The 18,809-nt window shown below is 74.4% G+C and carries 13 protein-coding genes; all 13 read left to right on the top strand.

The genetic code is table 11. The features are described 5' to 3' along the window. Nucleotides 1-312: 312 nt before the first annotated feature. The 13 genes from WIS52_RS06320 to WIS52_RS06260 all read left to right on the top strand — a co-directional run bounded on the left by WIS52_RS06320 (nucleotide 313) and on the right by WIS52_RS06260 (nucleotide 18,738). Nucleotides 313-3,261, top strand: coding sequence for a Pls/PosA family non-ribosomal peptide synthetase (locus tag WIS52_RS06320; RefSeq protein WP_349297164.1), 2,949 nt, complete (start codon nucleotides 313-315; stop codon nucleotides 3,259-3,261). Then, nucleotides 3,258-5,759: a non-ribosomal peptide synthetase gene (locus tag WIS52_RS06315; protein ID WP_349297163.1), complete on the top strand. Its 2,502-nt coding sequence runs from the start codon at nucleotides 3,258-3,260 to the stop codon at nucleotides 5,757-5,759. Before WIS52_RS06320 ends, WIS52_RS06315 begins: the two co-directional genes overlap by 4 nt. Next, the gene (locus WIS52_RS06310; protein WP_349297162.1) at nucleotides 5,756-6,733 is read left to right on the top strand and encodes a TauD/TfdA family dioxygenase; all 978 of its coding nucleotides are present in this window, start codon (nucleotides 5,756-5,758) and stop codon (nucleotides 6,731-6,733) included. The genes WIS52_RS06315 and WIS52_RS06310 overlap by 4 nt, the downstream gene beginning before the upstream one ends. Next, nucleotides 6,730-7,758: a 2,3-diaminopropionate biosynthesis protein SbnB gene (gene sbnB, locus WIS52_RS06305; protein WP_349297161.1), complete on the top strand. Its 1,029-nt coding sequence runs from the start codon at nucleotides 6,730-6,732 to the stop codon at nucleotides 7,756-7,758. The genes WIS52_RS06310 and sbnB overlap by 4 nt, the downstream gene beginning before the upstream one ends. A 30-nt stretch (nucleotides 7,759-7,788) precedes the next feature. Next, nucleotides 7,789-8,826 (top strand): 2,3-diaminopropionate biosynthesis protein SbnA, encoded by a 1,038-nt coding sequence (gene sbnA, locus WIS52_RS06300; RefSeq protein WP_349297160.1) that lies wholly within the window; start codon nucleotides 7,789-7,791, stop codon nucleotides 8,824-8,826. Further along, nucleotides 8,826-10,619 (top strand): hypothetical protein, encoded by a 1,794-nt coding sequence (locus WIS52_RS06295; RefSeq protein WP_349297159.1) that lies wholly within the window; start codon nucleotides 8,826-8,828, stop codon nucleotides 10,617-10,619. The genes sbnA and WIS52_RS06295 overlap by 1 nt, the downstream gene beginning before the upstream one ends. Then, nucleotides 10,616-11,719 (top strand): FAD-dependent oxidoreductase, encoded by a 1,104-nt coding sequence (locus WIS52_RS06290; protein ID WP_349297158.1) that lies wholly within the window; start codon nucleotides 10,616-10,618, stop codon nucleotides 11,717-11,719. Before WIS52_RS06295 ends, WIS52_RS06290 begins: the two co-directional genes overlap by 4 nt. 58 nt (nucleotides 11,720-11,777) lie before the next feature. Further along, nucleotides 11,778-13,049, top strand: a complete 1,272-nt coding sequence (locus WIS52_RS06285; protein WP_349297157.1) for a BtrH N-terminal domain-containing protein — start codon at nucleotides 11,778-11,780, stop codon at nucleotides 13,047-13,049. A gap of 495 nt (nucleotides 13,050-13,544) precedes the next feature. Continuing rightward, a complete protein-coding gene (locus WIS52_RS06280; RefSeq protein ID WP_349297156.1) occupies nucleotides 13,545-14,873 on the top strand; it encodes a dicarboxylate/amino acid:cation symporter in 1,329 nt (442 codons plus the stop codon). Nucleotides 14,874-14,946: 73 nt separating this feature from the next. Beyond that, nucleotides 14,947-15,357, top strand: coding sequence for a helix-turn-helix transcriptional regulator (locus tag WIS52_RS06275; protein WP_349297155.1), 411 nt, complete (start codon nucleotides 14,947-14,949; stop codon nucleotides 15,355-15,357). Continuing rightward, entirely contained in the window at nucleotides 15,344-15,571 is a 228-nt protein-coding gene (locus WIS52_RS06270) for a HypC/HybG/HupF family hydrogenase formation chaperone (protein ID WP_349297154.1), read from the top strand. The genes WIS52_RS06275 and WIS52_RS06270 overlap by 14 nt, the downstream gene beginning before the upstream one ends. Before the next feature lie 2 nt (nucleotides 15,572-15,573). Beyond that, the gene (gene hypF / locus WIS52_RS06265; RefSeq protein ID WP_349297153.1) at nucleotides 15,574-17,985 is read left to right on the top strand and encodes a carbamoyltransferase HypF; all 2,412 of its coding nucleotides are present in this window, start codon (nucleotides 15,574-15,576) and stop codon (nucleotides 17,983-17,985) included. Nucleotides 17,986-18,060: 75 nt separating this feature from the next. Next, the gene (locus tag WIS52_RS06260; protein WP_349297152.1) at nucleotides 18,061-18,738 is read left to right on the top strand and encodes a DUF1345 domain-containing protein; all 678 of its coding nucleotides are present in this window, start codon (nucleotides 18,061-18,063) and stop codon (nucleotides 18,736-18,738) included. Nucleotides 18,739-18,809 lie beyond the last annotated feature (71 nt).

Below are 18,809 nucleotides of genomic sequence, written 5' to 3'. Positions count from 1 at the left end.
TTCTCCTCGGTCGGATCCCGCCATGGTGCGCCCGCAGGGTCACCCGGCGGGTGCTGCACGCGCCGGTGTGCTGACCGCGGCCGGGTGAACCTTGGGCTGTTTGTGACGCGAGTCACATTACGCCGCGTGGTGAACCGCGGCGGGGTGCCCTCCGAAAGCAGTGATGTGGGTCACGCCACGGCGTGACCCGGACCGCGGCGCCGACGGTGATCGCGGCCCGACGGCTACCTCGGTACGCGTGGGCACTCCATCGTATTGCGCCGAAAGGGTGGCCTCTAACTGCTTTCCGTAACAGCAGGGAAATGTGCCACGATGCCGTTCGAGCAAGGGCTTTTCGTCGACCGGGGGGTGACGGCGGCGTCACTTCACGTTGCTTCGGGGGAACAGTACGTGCGTGCACAGCAGCTGCATTCGGCTTCTCGGGCCGAATTGTCCGTGGTCGATCAATTATGTTCGATCCTGACCGACATGACCGGTTCGCCGGTCGGTCCCGACGATCATTTCTTCACCGATGCGGGCGCGGATTCGATGCTGCTCGCCCGCTTCTGTGCCCGGGTCCGGAAGATGCCGGGCCTGCCGCACGTCGCGATGACCGACGTCTACGCCCACCCCACGGCCCGTGACCTGGCGATCGCGCTGGCAGCCCCCCGGCCGAGCGGGCCGGGCGCGGCGCTGGCCGGCTACCGGGAGGTGCTCGCCGACCTGCTGGGGGCCGAGGTTCCCGCGGACGCGGACCTGTTCACCGACCTCGGTGCCGACTCCATGACGATGACCCGGTTCTGCGCCCGGGTCCGCAGCCGTCCCGACCTGCCGGACGTCGCGATGACCGACGTCTACGCCCACCCCACCGCGGCCGGGCTGGCGGAGGCGCTCGGCACGGAGCCGGCCGGGGACGGGGTGGCCGAGCCCGAGGAGCCCGCGCCGGCACCGGCGCCGCGCGCGTCGACCAGGGCCTACGTGCTCTGCGGGGCGGCCCAGCTGCTGGCGTTCGTGGTGTTCACGCTCGCCTACGGCACGATGCTCGGCTACGCCTACATGTGGATCGCCCAGGGGGCGGACCTCTGGGCGTTCTACCTGCGGGCGCTGGTCGCGGTGTCGATCGCCTTCACCGTCTTCGCGGTACTGCCGGTCGTGGCCAAGTGGGTGCTGGTCGGGCGCTGGACCGAGCAGGAGATCCCGCTGTGGGGATTCCGGTACTACCGGTTCTGGCTGGCCAGGATCCTGGCCCGGATGAACCCGCTGCTGCTGGTCGCGCCGGGTTCGCCGCTGATCTCGCTCTACCTGCGGGCGATGGGCGCCCGGATCGGCCCGGGCGTGGTGATGCTCTCGCGCACCATCCCGGCCTGTCCGGACCTGCTGACCGTCGGCGCGCGGACGGTGCTGCGCAAGGACGGGCTGGTGGCCTGTTACCGGGCCGAGCCGGGGATCATCCGGACCGGCCGGGTCACGATCGGGTCCGACGTGGTGGTCGGCGAGAACACGGTGATCGACATCGGCGTCACGATCGGCGACGGCGCACGGCTGGCGCACGCGTCGTCGCTGCACGAGGGGCAGCACGTCCCGGCCGGCGAGACGTGGTGGGGGTCGCCGGGGCGGCAGGGCGGGGGTGCGCCCGGCGGGTCGGACGCCGTGGCCCGCTGCGGCCGGATGCGCCGGACGACCTACGCGGCCGGGCAGTTGCTCGTGCTGCTGGTGGTGTGGCTGCCGCTGGGCACCGGGGTCATCGACGCCGCGCTGATCCGGGTCCCGCAGCTGTCCAGCATCCTCGGCGACCACGCCGCGGAGCTCGCCTCGCCCACGTTCTACCTCGACGTGGTCCTGGTGTCGGTCGTGCTGATGCTCGCCGGGATCGTGGGCGGGCTCGTCGTGTCGATGCTGCTGGCCCGGCTGCTCTCACTCGGTCTGGTCGAGGGGCGCACGTACCCGTTGTACGGAATCCGTTACACGCTGCATCGAACCATCCTCCGGATCACCAACATCAAGCTCTTCACGTACCTGCTGGGTGACAGCTCGTACATCGTCGGTTATCTGAAGGGTCTCGGTTACGATCTTCGACTGGTGCCGCAGACCGGGACGAATTTCGGCACCGCGGTGAAGCACGAGACGCCGTTCGCGAGCTCGATCGGTACCGGGACGATGGTCGCCGACGGCCTTTCGATCATGAATGCGGACTACTCGTCGACCGCTTTCGTGATCAACCGGACCCGGCTCGGGGCGAACAGCTTCCTCGGCAATCGCATCGCGTATCCGGCGGGGGCGCGGGTCGGCGACGACTGCCTCATCGCGACCAAGACGCTCGTGCCGACCGACGGTCCGGTCCGGTCCGGGGTCGGCCTGCTCGGCTCGCCGCCGTTCGAGATCCCGCGCACGGTCAGCCGGGACAACGCCTACGGCCACCTGCGGACCGGGTTCGACCTGCACGAGCGGCTGCGCCGCAAGAACCGCTACAACCGGCGCACCATCGGGGTGGCCCTGCTGGTCCGCTGGGGCAGCCTGTTCGGGATCACCCTGCTGACCGTGGCCGTCGCCGACGTCACGGTGCCGCTGGGCCCGGTCGCGGTCGGGATCCAGCTGCTGCTGGCGCTGGTGTTCACCATGGTCTTCACGGTCGCGGTCGAGCGCCTCGCGACGATCCGGCGCCCGCTGCGGCCCCGGCTGGCCTCGGTCTACGACCCGTACTTCTGGTGGCACGAGCGCTACTGGAAGCTCGTGATCCAGGGCTGGGACGCGATGCTCGCCGGGACGCCGTTCAAGAACCTCGTCTCCCGGGCGCTCGGTGTGAAGATCGGCCGCCGGGTGTTCGACGACGGCGCCGCGATGACCGACCGCACGCTGATCACCATCGGCGACGACGTGGTGCTCAACGCCGGTGCGGCGATCCAGTGCCACTCCCAGGAGGACGGCACCTTCAAGTCCGACCGTGTGCGCATCCACGACGGGGTCTGCCTCGACGTCGGCGCGTTCGTGCACTACGGCGCCGTCCTCGGCGAGGGCGCCCGGATCGGCTGCCACGCCTTCCTCATGAAGGGCGAGGAGGTCCCCGCCGGCGCCTACTGGGGCGGCAACCCGGCGCGCGCGACCGCCCGTCCGCACCCGGCCCCCGTCGGGAACGCGACCACCGCCGCGTCCACCACGAACGCGGCCCCGGCGGGGACCACCGCGAACACCGTCTCCGCGGGTACCTCCGTGAACACCGGAACTCCCGGAACTCCCGGAACTCCCGTGAACACCGTCTCCGTGAACGGAGTGACGAACCGATGACCGGCACGATCGGTATCCGGCCCGCCGAGGCCGACGCCCGCGCCCACTGGATGCGGGTGCTGCAGACCGGCGGCGCCACCCCGGCGCCCCGCTGGACCGCGGCCCCGGAGTGCGGCACCGCCGTGCACGACGAGCCGCTGGCCCGCGACGTGATCGCGTCCCTGGCGTCGGCGACCGGCACCGAGCCGGGCGCGGTACTGCTCGCCGTGCACGCCGCGGTCCTCGCCGCCCTGTCCGGCGACGCCGGGGTGACCGCGGGCGTCCCGGCCGCCGCGGGCGGGGCACCGCGTCCGGTACCGCTGGCCGTCACCGGGTCGTGGGCCGAGCTGGTCACCGACGCCGCCACCGCGCTCGCCGGGTTGCGCGCGCACGCGGGCGTCGACCCGGACGCGCTCGCCGACGAGCTCGGCGTCCCGCTCCCGGAGTTCGGCACCGTGCTGGACCTGCACGGCGGCCCGGACGGGTCCCGGGAACCGCTGCGGCTGACCGCGTCCGGCGACCGGCTCCGGCTGCGGTACCGGCGCGACCACCTCGACGCCGCGTCCGCGGCCCGCGTCGCCGGTTACCACTCGGCCGGGCTGGCCCTGGCCGCCGCCGACCCGGACGCCGCGGTGCGGCCGTCCGCGCTGGTCGGGCCTGAGGAGCGCGCCCACCAGCTCGGCGAGCTCGCCGGCCGGCCGCGGACGCTGCCCGACCGGCGGGTACCCGAGCTGCTCGCCGAGCGGGCCGCGCAGCATCCGGACGAGGTCGTCGCCGAGCACGCCGGCGCCACCCTGACCCGGGCCGAGCTGGACCGCCGGGCGAACCGGGCGGCCCGGACCCTGCTGGCCGCCGGGCTCGAGCCGGAGGACGTCGTCGCGGTCGTCACCGACCGCGACCTGGACTGGCTGGTCGCCGTGGTCGCGGTGCTACGGGCCGGCGGCGCCTACCTGCCGGTCGAGCCGCACTTCCCGGCCGAGCGGATCGCCCGGACCCTGACCCGGGCCGGCTGCCGGTGGGCGCTGACCACGTCGGAGACCCGGGAGAACCTGGACGCCGCGGAGCTGCCGGGGACGACGGTGTGGACGGTGGCCGGTGCCGTCGTGTCCACGTCGGACGACTCCGACCCGGGCGTCGCCATCGGACCGGACGCGCTGGCCTACCTGTACTTCACCTCCGGCTCCACCGGCGAGCCGAAGGGCGCCATGTGCGAGCACGCCGGGATGCTCAACCACCTGCTCGCCAAGATCGAGGACCTGGAGCTGGGCGAGGGCTGCGTGGTCGCCCAGACCGCACCGCAGTGCTTCGACATCTCGCTGTGGCAGCTGCTGGCCGGGCCGTTGGTCGGTGGCCGGACGGTGCTCGTCGAGCAGGACGCGATCCTCGACGTCCGCCGGTTCGTCGGCACGCTGGTCGAGCAGCGCGTGCAGGTCGCTCAGCTGGTCCCCAGCTACCTCGAGGTGGTGCTGACCTACCTCGAGTCGCACCCGACCCCGCTGCCGGACCTGCGGATGGTCTCGGCGACCGGCGAGGCGCTCAAGCGCGAGCTGGTCGAGCGCTGGTTCGCCACGATGCCCGGGGTGCCGCTGGTCAACGCCTACGGCCTGACCGAGACCTCGGACGACACCAACCACGCGGTGCTCCGCGAGGTCCCCGACGGCGACCGGGTGCCGCTCGGGCCGCCGGTGCCGGGCGTGCGGGTCTACGTCGTCGACGCCGACCTGCAGCCGGTCCCGCTCGGCGCGCCGGGGGAGATCGTGTTCTCCGGCGTCTGCGTCGGCCGCGGGTACGTCAACGACCCGGACCGCACCGCCGCGGCGTTCGGCAGTGACCCGCACCGGCCCGGCGAGCGGCTCTACCGCAGCGGCGATCACGGCCGCTGGCGTCCGGACGGCGCCCTGGAGTTCCTCGGCCGCCGCGACAACCAGGTCAAGATCCGCGGCTTCCGGATCGAGATCGGCGAGATCGAGAACGCGCTGCTGCGGGTGCCTGGGGTCCGCGACGCGTGCGTGGTCGTCGCCGAGCGGCACGGCGGGCCGGCGCTGGTCGCCTTCCACGCCGGCGACGGGCCGGAGCAGGCCGAGGTACAGCGCCGTCTCGCCGAGCGCCTGCCCGGGTACATGGTGCCGCCGGCGGTGCACCGGCTCGACCCGCTGCCGGTCACCCCGAACGGGAAGATCGACCGCAAGGCGCTCGCCGCGCAGGCGTCGTCCACCGCGGACACGCCCACTGCGGACACCTCCGTTCCGGACACCGGCGGGCCTTCGCCGGCCGAGCAGCGGGTCGTCGACGCCGTCGCCCGCGTGCTCGACCTGCCCGCCGGCACCGTCGCGCCGCGCGACCACTTCGCCGAGCTGGGAGGCAGCTCGCTGTCCGCGGTGAAGCTCGTGATCGCACTGGACCGGGCGGTGACCGTCCGCGACGTGCTGCTGAACCCGGTCCTCGCCGATCTCGCCGGCCTGCTGCCGGCCGATCCGACACGACACGGCGACACGACACACACAGGGGGAGAGAAATGACCGGATCACTGCTCGGGGTACGACGTGACCCCGGCCGGCCGCCGCTGCTCGACGCCGGGCCCGCCGGGGACGCCGGGGCGTGGGCCGAACGGCACGGCGACGCCCTGCGGGACCTCGTCGACGAGCACGGCGCCGTGCTGGTGCGCGGACTCGGCCTGCGCACCGTGGCCGACGTCGGCGGCGTCGCCGCGCGGCTCGGGTCCGGCTGCTACGTGGAGCGGGAGGCCTTCGCCGCGCGCACCGTGATCGCCGACGGCATCTACGCCGACACGCCGTGGCCGGCCCGCCAGCCGATGTGCGCCCACCACGAGCTGTCCTACGTGCTCGAGACGCCGGCGACGCTGCTGTTCGCCTGCCTGCACGCCCCGGACGACGGCGGTGCCACCGGTCTGGCGGACTCCGCGCGGGTGCTCGACGACCTGCCGACCCGGCTGGTGGAGCGGTTCGAGGACCAGGGCTGGATGCTCACCCGCACCTACGGCGACGAGATCGGCTCCTCCTGGGAGCAGGCGTTCGGGACCAGCGACCGGGCCGACGTCGAGTGGTACTGCCGGGCCAACGCGATCGAGGCCGAGTGGCTGCCCGGCGGCGGGCTGCGCACCCACCAGCACCGGTACGCGGTGCTGATGCACCCGGTGACGGGGGAGAAGGTCTTCTTCAACCAGGTCGCGTTCCTGTCCGAGTGGGCGATGGACCCCGAGGTCCGCGAGTTCCTGCTCGAGATGCACGGACCGGACGGACTGCCGTTCTCGACCCGGTTCGGCGACGGCTCGCCGATCCCGGCCGACGTCGTCGACCTGATCAACGCGGCGCACGACCGGCACACCGTCCGCGAGCCGTGGCGGGACGGGGACCTGCTCGTCGTCGACAACCTGCGGGTCGCGCACGGGCGTGATCCGTGGAGCGGCAAGCGGGAGGTGGTGGTCGCGATGACCGACGGCGTCGCGGTGCCGGCCCCGGAGGACGGCCGATGAGCGCCCAGGTCCCGCCGTTCGCGGTGATCGGCGGCGGCCAGGTCGCCGGGGCCCTGGCCGGCCGGGAGAAGGAGATCGTCGAGCTCGTCGAGCAGACCTACCGGGTGCACGGCGCCGGCGGGACGGTGAACCCGCCGTCGTACTTCCTGCGGTTCCCGGACCGGCCGTCGTCGCGGATCATCGCGTTGCCGGCGTCGCTGGGCGGGGAGTCCGGTGTGGACGGGATCAAGTGGATCTCGAGCTTTCCGGGGAACGTGGCGGAGGGCATCCCGCGCGCGTCGGCGGTGCTGATCCTCAACGATCCGGCCACCGGCTACCCGTACGCGTGCCTGGAGAGCTCGATCATCTCGGCGACGCGCACGGCGGCGTCCGCGGCCGCGGCGGCCGACCGGCTGTCCCGGGACCGCGGGCGTCCGCGGCGGGTCGGCTTCGTCGGCACCGGGCTGATCGCCCGCTACATCCACACGTTCCTCGACGGCACCGGCTGGTCGTTCGACGAGGTCGGCGTCTTCGACCTCGCGGAGGACTCCGCCGAGGGCTTCCGCGGCTACGTCTCGCGCGCCGTGCCAGGCGCGCGGGTCACGGTGCACGACTCGGTGGAGTCGCTGGTGCGCTCGTCGGACCTGATCGTGTTCGCGACGGTCGCCGGCGAGCCGCACGTGCACGACCCGGACTGGTTCTCGCACCACCCGCTGGTGCTGAACGTGTCGCTGCGCGACCTCTCGCCGGAGATCGTGCTCGCGTCCTTCAACGTCCTCGACGACGTCGACCACTGCCTCAAGGCGAACACCTCGCCGCACCTGGCCGAACAACTGACCGGGAACCGGGACTTCGTCGACGGCACGCTGGACCAGGTGCTGAGCGGCGCGCTCACGGTCCCGGCCGGGCGCACCGTCGTCTTCTCCCCGTTCGGCCTGGGTGTGCTGGACCTCGCCGTCGGGCGCTACGTGCACGAGCGCGTCGCCCGCTCCGGAGATCTGGCCGTGGTCGACGACTTCTTCCACGAGCTGAGCCGGCACGGCTGAGCAACGCACGTACTTGCCAGGAAGGCTGCGATGACCGTCATCTCCGCCCCCGAAGACTTCAACACCGACGACCTGTACGTGGATCTCGCCACGGTCGTCGACACGCCGCTGTACCTCAAGTGCGAGGGCTTCAACTTCGCCGGGTCGGTGAAGCTCAAGGCCGCGCTCGGCATGGTGACCGCCGCCGAGCGGGCCGGGCGGCTGCATCCGTGGTCGGTACTGGTCGAGTCGTCGTCCGGGAACCTCGGTGTGGCGCTCGCGATGATCGCGGCGAGTCGCGGGTACCGGTTCGTCTGCGTGACCGACCCGCGCTGCAACCCGGCGACGCACCGGCTGATGGAGGCGCTCGGCGCCGACGTCCGCGTGGTCGACGTGCGGGACGCCGCCGGCGGGTTCCTCGCCACCCGGATCGCCATGGTCCGGTCGCTGGTCGCGTCCGACGACCGCTACGTCTGGCTCGACCAGTACGCCAACCCGGAGAACTGGGGCTCGCACCTGCGCAGCACCGGCCCGCAGATCGAGGCCGCGTTCCCCGAGCTCGACGTGGTCTTCGTCGGCGCCGGGACGACCGGGACGCTGATGGGGGTGGCCCGGTACTTCCGGTCGCGGCCGCGACCGGTGCGGGTCGTCGCGGTCGACAGCGTCGGGTCGGTGACCTTCGGCGACCGGCCCACCCCGCGGTTGATCCCGGGCCTGGGCACCAGCGTCCGGCCGGCCCTGCTCGACGAGTCCTACATCGACGACGTCGTGCACGTCGCCGAGCCGGACACGCTGGAGGCCTGCCACCGGATGGCCCGGCACGGGTTCCTGTTCGGCGGCTCGACCGGCACCGTCGTCGCGGGGGCGACGGCGTGGCTGGCCCGGCACGGTGACCGCGGCACCACCGCGGTGGCCCTGGCCCCGGACCTGGGCGAGCGCTATCTGGACACGGTGTACCGGCCGTCCTGGCTGCGGGAGCACTTCGGCGACGACGTCGCCGCCGGCGCCCCCGGCGCGGCGGCGATGACCGTGGGCCAGCTCGCGGGATCGCTCGGCGAGGGGCTCGACCACCCGGCGGCGCGGTTCTGATGGCGCGCACGAGGCAGGTCCGCGCCCCGCTCGTCCCGTCCCGGCCGCCGTCGCGCCCGGACCCGGAGCAGCCGGCGGCCGGGGACGACGGCGCAGTTCCGCCCGGGACGGAGCCGGCGTCCACGGCCGGGACCCGTTCCGCCGGCTCCGGCGACCGGCCCGCGGGTGACCACCGGGCGGACGGCTCGACCGGGCCCGGCGAGTCCTCCGTCGCCGAGGACCGGGGTTCCGGTGACCGGGCGACCGCCTCGACCGGGTCCGCCGAGCCCCCGGTGCCCGACGACCGGTCCCCCGGTGCCGTCGACGCGACCGGAGCCGCCGTATCGGCCGCGGGTACCGGGCACACCGGCCGGCCCGTCCCGCGACCGAGCCCGGTGCCGCGGCCGCTCGCCCGGCACGCGGGCGGTGGCGAGCTGCCCGAGCCCCGACGCCCGTACGGCCCCGCGCACGGGCCCGCCGGCGGGGACACACCCGAGCCGCGTCGTCCGCGGGGCCCCGGCGTCCCGTCCGCGCCGCGCGCCCGGGTCGCCCCGGTCGCACCCGAGGGCCCGGTCCCGCGGACGGCCAAAGGGCTGCCGGCCCGCCCGGTCCCGCCGTTCCGGCCCGGGCCGGGCGGGCCCGGCGGACCGATCGGTCCCGGTCGCAGCGGAGGACCCCCGGGTCCGGTCCCGGCCGGCCGGCGCGGTGGTCCGCTGCGCGCGGCCGCCGTCGCGCTCCGGCGCCGGCACCGCCGGGTGGTCGGGCTCTCGCTCGCCGCGGCGGTGGCGGCCGCCGGTCTCGCCCTGCTGTTCCCCGCACCCACCGTCGCGACGACGTCGGTGCAGGTCGGCGCCGTGGGCACGGCCGATCCCGGCCCGGCCACGGCCCGCGCGCTCGGCGCCGCCTCGTCGGACGCGTTCACCGACCGGGTCGCCCAGCTCGCCGGGACCACGCCCGCCGACGTCGCCGCGCGCCTCACCGTCACCGCGCCGACGCCCGGTGTGGTCGACGTCCGGGCGGCCGGGACCGATGCGGCCGGGTCCTCCGCCCTGGCGGGCGACGCCGTGACCGCGCTCGGCGAGCAGGTCGGTGCCCTGGACGCGGCGGTCTCCCGGGCCGGCGGGGGACAGCCCGGCGAGGCGACCGTCGTCGTGCCCGGTCCGGAGCCCGTCGTGGCGCCGGAGGTCGCGATCGGCTGGTGGGTCGGCGGGGCCGCCGTGCTGGCCGCGCTCGCGGTGCCGGTCGTGGTGGCGATCGCGGTGCCGGCGGTCCGGCGGGCCCGCGGGCTGCTGCCCGAGGCCTCCCCGGCCGACCGGTTGCGGCCGGTGCTGGGGCTGCCGGTGCTGGAGCCGGGGTACGCCCCGGACGCGGTGCCGCTGCTCGCGTCGGCGTACCGGTCGCTGCTGCGCGGTGCGCCGGTGCTCACCGTGGTCCAGCTGACCGGGGAACCGGCCTGCGACGTCGGCTCGGAACTGGTCAAGGCGGCCGCGCTGGTCGGCGACCGGCGCGAGTACACCGACCTCACCCCGGGGGCGACGCCCGTCCGGGTCGACCCGGCGGTGCCGGTGATCCGGGCCCTGCGGGTGCACCGGATCTCGCACGAGGACCTGCGGCTCGTGCGGGAGGGAGGTCCCACGGTGCTCGCCGTGCAGACCGCGGGCACCCGGGCGTCCGACGTCGTCACGGTGATGGAGGCGCTGCGCGCGGTCGGGGCGCCGCCGGTGCTCTGCCTGGTGTGGCCCGGCCGGCTGCCCCGGGACCCGGCGCGGGTCCCGCTGCCCGCGGACGTCCGGACCTGGTCGGAGCGGCCGTGACCCGGTGCGCCGTCGTCGGTCTCGGCGTGCTGGGCGGCGCGGCGCTGCTGGCGCTGAGCCGGGCCGGGGTCGAGTGCGTGGGGCTGGAGTCGGGCACCGTCGGCCATCCGGACGGGGCGTCGGGCGGCGGCGAGACCCGGATCTTCCGGACCGCCGTCGCCGACGGTGCGCCCTACGAGCGGCTGCTCGACCGCAGCCGCGAGCTGTGGGCCGATCTCGCCGCCGGGCACGGTCCCGGACTGTTCACCCCCTGCGGTGCGCTCACCCTCGGCCCGCCGGACGACGCCCGGCTGCGGTCGGTCGCACTGTCCGGGCGGACCGAGCCGTTCCGTGCCGAGGCGGTGGCGGAGCGGTGGCCGGGGCACCGTCCCGGCCCCGGTGAGCTGGGTCTGTTCGACCCCCGCGGCGGGGTGCTCGACGCCGCGGGGTGCACCCGCGCGCTGGTGGCGGAGGCCCGGCGGGGCGGCGCCGTCGTGCGCGAGGGCGTGCGGGTGCTGGGCATCGGGTACCGGCGCGGGCAGGTGGTGCTCCGCACCGTCGACGGCGAGACCGTCGCCGACGCCGCGGTGCTCGCCACCGGCCACGAGCGCCCGCTGCTCGACGGACCGGCCCGGGTCGAACAGCGGCGGGTCGTGCTGAGCTGGTTCCCGGTCGCCGGGCCGGGGCGGTTCGGGCCGGAGACCTTCCCGCCCGGTGTGCACAGCGGCAGCGACCCGGTGTTCACCTTCTTCCCGTCCGTGGACCACGCCACCATCAAGATCAATTTCCAGCAGCCGCAGCCGCCGGTGACCGACGCCCGCACCCATCATCCGACGGTCACCCCCGGCTACGCGGACCCGTGGTCGAACGCCGTCGCCGCCCGGATCGACGGGATGGCCGCGCTCCCGGTGCGGACCGAGTCCTACGTGGAGGGCTACACCGCCGACCGGCACGGCGTCGTCGCGCTCGCCCCGGCGTCGCCGCGGGTGGTGACGCTCGGCGGGTTCTCCGGTCAGGGCTTCAAGTACGCGCCGGCGGTGGGGGAGATCGTCGCCGACCTCGTGCGCACCGGGCGTGCCCGCACGGCGGCGTTCGCCGCCGCACACACCCTCGCCGGCTGACCGGGGGCTGCGGTCCGCTGTGGCAGACTCACCGCCGACGCCGCCCGGAAGATCGGTCATGACCAGCCGTAAGCAGCTGAAGGCCCGCATCCGCGCCCGGATGGCGCGCACCGGCGAGAGCTACACCACCGCCCACCGGCGCATCGCCGGTGAACCACGGCCCGTCCACGACGGCGGCTACTCCCTGCGCGGTGGGGTCCACCCGCCGTCGGCCGCCCTCGCGAACGTGCTCGCCCACCACGGCGTCGACCTCGGGGAGCCGTTGGTCTTCGGGATCACCGGCGGTCCCGGCGCCGGCTACATCCTCTGGGAGTTCGCCCACGACGACAGTCGCGTGGTCGTCCTCGGTTTCGGGGCCCGGTGGCAGTACCCGGACCGCGCCCCGCTGGCCGGGCTGGAGCGGCTCGGGATCCCGGTCGAGGTCCGCCGCACCGGCGGTGCCACCGGGGCGACCCGGAGCCTGCGTGCCGACCTCGACGACGGGCCGGTGATCGTGCTGCCCGACCGCTACACGCTCGGCCTCCGGCACCTCCCGCCGAAGCTCGACGGGCGGGGCGGCGACCTCGTCGTCGTGCACGGGTTCGACGGCGGGCGCTACCACCTCGACGACCGCAACCTCGCCCCGCTGTCCGTGCCGGCCGAGCGGCTCGAGGCCGCCCGCGCCCGGGTCGGGTCGTACAAGAACCTCGCCCTCGTCCCCCGGCCCACCGGGCCGGTCCCCGAGGAGGTGCTCCGTCGCGCCGTGCTCGCGGGGATCGCCGACTGCGCCGAGCAGCTCGGCGGCACGTCCGCCTCGTTCGCGCTGCCCGCGTGGGCGAAGTGGGCGAGGACGGTCGTGGACCCGAGGGCGGCGAAGGGATGGCCGAGCGTGTTCGCCGACGGCCGTGGACTGGTCGGGGCGCTGACCTCGGTGTGGGAGGGCGTCACACCGGCGGGCATGAGCGGCGGGCACCTGCGGGACCTCACCGCGGACTTCCTCGACGATGCCGGGGTCGTGCTCGACCGCGACCTGTCCGCGGCCGCCACGGCCTGGCGGGCTGCCGCACAGGCCTGGCGGACGGTGGCGGAGGCCGCGCTGCCCGCGGACGTCCCCGAGTTCGGCAGGATCCGCGAGCTGACCGCGTCGGTCCAGCAGACCCTGGTCGCGGACGGCGACGCCGGCGACGTCCGCGCCGACGCCGCGCAGCTGTGGGCGCTGCAGGCGGAGCTCGACTCCGCACCGCCGCTGTCCCCGGCCGACCAGGCGGCCCTGTTCGCCGACCTCGCCGCCGCACTGCGAGCCGTGTACGAGGCCGAGCGGGCCGCGGTCGCCGAGCTCACCCCTCGATAGCGGGTGCCCGGCAGAGCAGGCCGTGGTCTCAGCCGTCCCAGGGACGCGACTGCGCGCGGGGACCGAGCACCGGCTGGGCGCCCCGCACCCCGCGGGCCGAGCGAAAACCAGTTCGGACCGCTCCCGCAGGTGCGGTCCCACCGTGTAGGCGAACGGCGGATGCACCCGGTTGCCCTAGACGGTCTGCACCGCCCAGCCGTACCGCTCGATCAGCCCGATCATCTCCGGATCGCACTCGAACTGGGACTTCCCCTGACAGATCCCGCACATGGAACCCTCCTCGGTTCGAACTCATGTGCGAACTATGACGGACGCCACCGACATTTCCCCGTGCCGCCGCGGAACATCGACCGGTCACGACCAGTTGACCAACCCGTGCGGGGGAGAGGTCTGTTGCTGGTCCGGCGTCGGGTGATCGACCTGTGCCGGCGGGTGAGCACGGGCTGTCGGGTCTGACGAGTCCTGAAAGCCCTGCTCCCCATCGGAGGAATCCACATGTCACTCGTCGTCCGTGCGGCGCGCGCCTGGCGGAAGCCGCGCGTGTTCGCCGTCCTCACCCTCGCCGGCCTGGTGTTCGGAGCCCTGCTCGGCGTCGTCGCCCGGCTCACCGGTCAGGACTGGCTGGTGTCCGTCCTGGACACGATCGGCAGCCTGTTCACCGGACTGCTGCAGCTCACCGTCGTCCCGCTGGTCTTCCTCGCGATCGTGGTCGGCATCGTCAGCCTGCGTGACCTCGGCGGTGGCCGCGTCGCCGCCCGGCTCGGCGGGCGCACCGTCGCCTGGTTCGCCGGGACGTCGCTGATCGCCGTCCTGATCGCGCTCGCGATCGGCCTGATCGGCCGGCCGGGCGCCGGGGTCTCGCTCACCGCCGACCCGGCCGACCTCGAGAGCGTCGCCGAGCGCACCGCCGGGTCCTGGGACGGGCTGCTCTCCGGGCTCCTGCCGGACAACATGTTCTCCGCGTTCGCCGAGGGCGAGGTGCTCCAGGTCGTCCTCGTCGCCCTGCTCGTCGGCGCCGCCGCCTACGCGCTCGGATCGACGGCCGAGCCGTTCGTCGCGTTCTCCCGGTCCGCCTTCGAGATCGTCCTGCGGATCATCGGCTGGATCATCGTGCTGGCCCCGATCGGCGTGCTCGGCCTGATCGGCAACGCGTTCGCGACCTACGGCAGCGACTTCATCGGCTCGCTGTTCAGCCTGATCGCGACCGTCTACCTGGGGTGCGCGATCATCCTGTTCGGTGTCTACCCGCTGCTGCTGAAGTTCGTGGCCGGCGTGGGCCCGCGCCGGTTCTTCTCGGTGACCTGGCCGGTGCTGCAGTTCGCGTTCGTGTCCCGCTCGTCGGGGGCGGCGCTGCCGCTGTCCCGGCAGGCCGCGATCGACCTCGGTGTGGACCGCGGCTACGCCGGGTTCGCCGTCCCGCTGGCGACGACGACCAAGATGGACGGCTGCGCCGCCGTGTACCCGGCGCTCGCGACGATCTTCATCGCGCACCTGACCGGCTACCCGCTCGCGATCTGGCAGTACCTGGCGATCATCGCCGTCGCCGTGTTCGGCGCGCTCGCCACCGCGGGCACCACCGGCTGGTTCACGATGCTGACCCTCACCCTGGGCGCGGTCGGGATGCCGCCGGAGCTCATCGCGGTCGGGATCGCCGTCATCATCGGGATCGACCCGATCCTGGACATGATGCGCACCGCCACGAACGTGGCCGGGCAGATCACCGTGCCGACGATCGTCGCCGCGCAGGAGGGGCTGCTCGACCGCGAGGGCCGTGACGGATCGGCTCCGGAGACCGAGCGGACGCCGGAGCCCGCCACGACCTGACGACTTGTGGCGCGGGTCACACACTGGCACAGTCGAGGAGGTCAGGGCCCCACCCACCACCACTGGGGGCCAGATGGCCGAGCTGGAACCACGGAACTTCCTGAAGCCGTGCCTGCTGCTGCTCCTGCGCGAGCACGACGACCACGGGTACGGCCTGGCGGGCAGGCTGCACCCGTGGCACGACGACGGTGACGCGGGCAGCGTGTACCGCGCGCTGCGCGGGCTGGAGAAGTGCGGCCTGGTCCGGTCCGAGTGGCACGCGTCCGCGGTCGGGCCGGCGCGGCGCACCTACCACCTGACGGTGGCGGGCCGGGAGCACCTCGACGGGCAGGTCCTGCACCTGGCCGAGGTGTGCGCGTCACTGCAGGAGTTCCTCGACCGCTACGCCGCGCTCGACGGGGCCGACCGCGTCGACGTAGGGGAGGTGAGCCGTGCCGCCGTCCACCGAACCGCCGTCCCGGGACAGCGCCGTGGCGCCCCCTGAGCAGCCCGCCGGGCAGCACTGCTCGGGGCCGGAGTGCATCACCTGCTCCGACGCCGCGGTCGAGGTCACCGTCGCGGTCCTGCTCGACACGGGGCTCGCGCTGGTCGACACCGAGGCCGGCACCCGGGAGGAGGTCAGCGTCGCGCTCGTCGACGCCGCGGTGGGGGACCGGCTGCTCGTGCACGCCGGTGAGGCCATCGGCCGGGTGCGGTGACGGTGCGCGCCCCGGCCGTGCAGCGCTGGTCGGTGCGGGTGACCGGGATCGTGCAGGGCGTCGGCTTCCGGCCGTTCGTGCACCGCCTCGCCGCCGAGTTCGGACTGTCCGGATCGGTCGGCAACGACGAGCGCGGGGTCCTCATCGAGGCCGAGGGCCCGCCGGGCGCGCTGGTCGGGCTGGTCCGGGCGCTGCGCGAACGGCCACCACCGCTGGCCGCCGTGTCCGGGGTGGAGACGGCGGTCATGGCGCCCCGTGGCGGATCCGGCTTCACGATCGTGCCGAGCACCGGCGTCGCCGCGCCCGCCGCGACGCTGGTCTCCCCGGACACCGCGACCTGCGACGACTGTCTGGCCGAGCTGTTCGACCCGGCCGACCGCCGCTACCGTCACCCGTTCGTCAACTGCACCAACTGCGGACCCCGGTTCACCATCGTCACCGGCGTCCCCTACGACCGCGCCATGACCACGATGGCCGGTTTCGCGATGTGTGCGGCCTGCGCCGCGGAGTACCACGATCCGGCCGACCGGCGGTTCCACGCCCAGCCGGTGTGCTGCCCGGACTGCGGACCCACGTTGCGGTTCGTCGATGCCGCGTCCCTGCCGGGCGTCCCGGTTGCCGGACATGACCCGTTCGGAGTGGCGCGCGGACCGGCCACGCATCGCGCCGGTCTGCCGTGGACCGGCATCGCGGACGGCCGGTACGGCGGGGCCGGCGACGTGCCGGACGACCCGGTCGCGGCCGCCGCCGACGCGCTGCGGGCGGGCGCCGTCGTCGCGGTGAAGGGGGTGGGTGGTTACCACCTCGCCGCCCGGGCCCGCGACGGTGCCGCCGTCGCCGCGCTGCGGGCGCGCAAGCACCGGGAGGACCGGTCGTTCGCCGTGATGGTGCCCGACCTCGCGAGGGCCCGGGAGCTGTGCCGGGTGGACGAGGTCGAGGCCGCCCAGCTGACGTCGCACCGCGCGCCGATCGTGCTGCTCGCTCGCCGGCCGGGCGACGGCCTCGCCCCGGCCGTCGCGCCCGGGGACACCCACCTCGGCCTGATGTTGCCCTACACACCCGTGCACCACCTGCTGCTGCACGACCTCGCCGAGCCGATCGTGCTGACCAGCGGCAACGTCTCCGACGAGCCGATCGCGCACCGCGACGACGACGCCGCGACCCGGCTCGCCCCGATCGCCGACGCGCTCCTCACCCACGACCGGCCGATCCGCACCCGCGCCGACGACTCGGTGCTGCGGGTCGTGCGTGGTCGCCCGTACCCGGTGCGGCGCTCGCGCGGCTGGGTCCCGGAGCCGATCGTGCTGTGCGCCGCCTCCGCGGTGCCGGTGCTGGGCTGCGGGGCGGAGCTGAAGAACACGTTCTGCGTGCTGCGCGGCGCGGAGGCCTTCGTCTCGCACCACATCGGCGACCTCGCGAACGCCGAGACGATGGCGGCCTGGACCGACGGCATCGCGCAGCTGTGCCGGATCCTCGACGTCGAGCCGGGTGTGGTCGCCCACGACCTGCACCCGGACCACCTGTCGACGCGCTGGGCGCTCGACCGCGACGGGGTGGAGCTGGTCGGGGTGCAGCACCACCACGCGCACCTGGCCGGGTGCCTGGCCGAGCACGGCGAGGCCGGGCCGGTGATCGGGATCGCGTGCGACGGCACCGGCTACGGCACCGACGGCACCCTCTGGGGTGGCGAGGTGTTCGACGTGTCGGTCGCCGGCTTCACCCGGGTCGCGCACCTCGAGCCGGTTCCGCTGCCAGGCGGGGAGACCGCGATCCGGGAGCCGTGGCGGACGGCGGCGTCGTGGCTGCGCACCGCCGGCGTCGCTCCGCCTCCCGGGCTGCCGGACCGGGTCGGTCCGATGTGGAATGACGTCCAGCGCCTGCTCGCCGCGCACGAGGCCGGGCGGATGCGCCAGCCGGTGACCAGCAGCGCGGGGCGGCTGTTCGACGCGGTGTCGGCGCTGTGCGGGGTGCGGGACCGGGTGACCTACGAGGGGCAGGCGGCGATCGAGCTCGAACGCGTTGCCGACCTCTCGGTGCGCGACTGTTACCGGGTGGGGGAGCCGGGGCCCGGGTCACGTCCTCCCGCCGAGGGTCCGGCTCGGCTCGCCGCGGGGGAGCTGATCCGCGCGGTCGTCGCCGATCTGGTCGCCGACGTACCGGTGCCGGTCGTGGCCGCCCGGTTCCATCACGGTCTGGCCGGACTGCTCGCCGACGCCGCAGTGGTGGCGGCGCGTGCGTACGGCCGGGACACCGTGGCGCTGTCCGGCGGGGCGTTCGCCAACCAGCTGCTGCTGGAGCTGTTGCGGTCGCGGTTGGAGGCCGGGGGGCTGCGAGTGCTGGTGCACTCGCGCGTCCCGTGCAACGACGGCGGCATCAGCCTCGGGCAGGTCGCGGTGGCCGCCGCGCGAGCCTGACCCTCCCTGTGGCGGCCCGGATGCGGGTCCGTCAGGCTCACCGCTGATCGTCAGCGTCATGGTGGGGGAGTCGCGGTGTCGGAGGTACGGGTGGAGCCGTCGGACGTGGTCCGATGGTGGAATCGCGAGTGGTTCCGGCAGATCGCCGGGCTGCTGCCGGCCGTACCGGCCTTCTGGGTGCCGGACGAACCCGCGGTGCGGGTGCTCGTCGCCTGGAACGTCTTCGCCGTGGTCTACCTGCTGCTGACCTGGCTGACCTATCGACGACGTGACCCGGCCGAGCTCCGGGCGCTCGGAGTCGCCTCCCGGGAGCGACGACTGGCCGAACGGCTCAGCCTCGCCAGCTCACCCGAGGAGCTGCCGCAGCTCGGCGCGACCATCGCTCTGATCGCCGCCGTGTTCGTCCTGCCGCGGTACGCGATGCTGGACGTTCCGCCGGGCTGGACGCTCGGCATCTGCATCGTCGCGATCGTCAGTTGCTGGCTGACGATGCAGGTCGGCTTCACGATCGCCTACATCGGACGACATGCCGAGCGGGGCGGGCTCGTGTTCCCCGGCGACGACGAGCTGCGCCTGGTGGACTACCTGTACTTCTCCGTCGGGATCGGCGCGACCTTCGGGACGACCGATGTGACCGTGACGACCCGGGAGATGCGCCGCACGGTGCTCACCCACAGCGTCCTGGCGTTCGTGTTCAACACGCTCATCCTCGCGGCCACGGTCTCCATCGTCAGCGGTGTCGTCGCCGGCTAGCGGGTCACCCGGTGCCCGGGTGTGGTGGTGCCGATCGGGACAGTGCGCCAGGCTGACGGGCCGATCATCGT

It is taken from the genome of Pseudonocardia nematodicida (genome assembly GCF_040105385.1).
GTDB classification, from domain to species: domain Bacteria; phylum Actinomycetota; class Actinomycetes; order Mycobacteriales; family Pseudonocardiaceae; genus Pseudonocardia; species Pseudonocardia nematodicida.
Note: the sequence above shows the minus strand (reverse complement) of the source record. Positions and strands in the feature narration are given on the sequence as shown.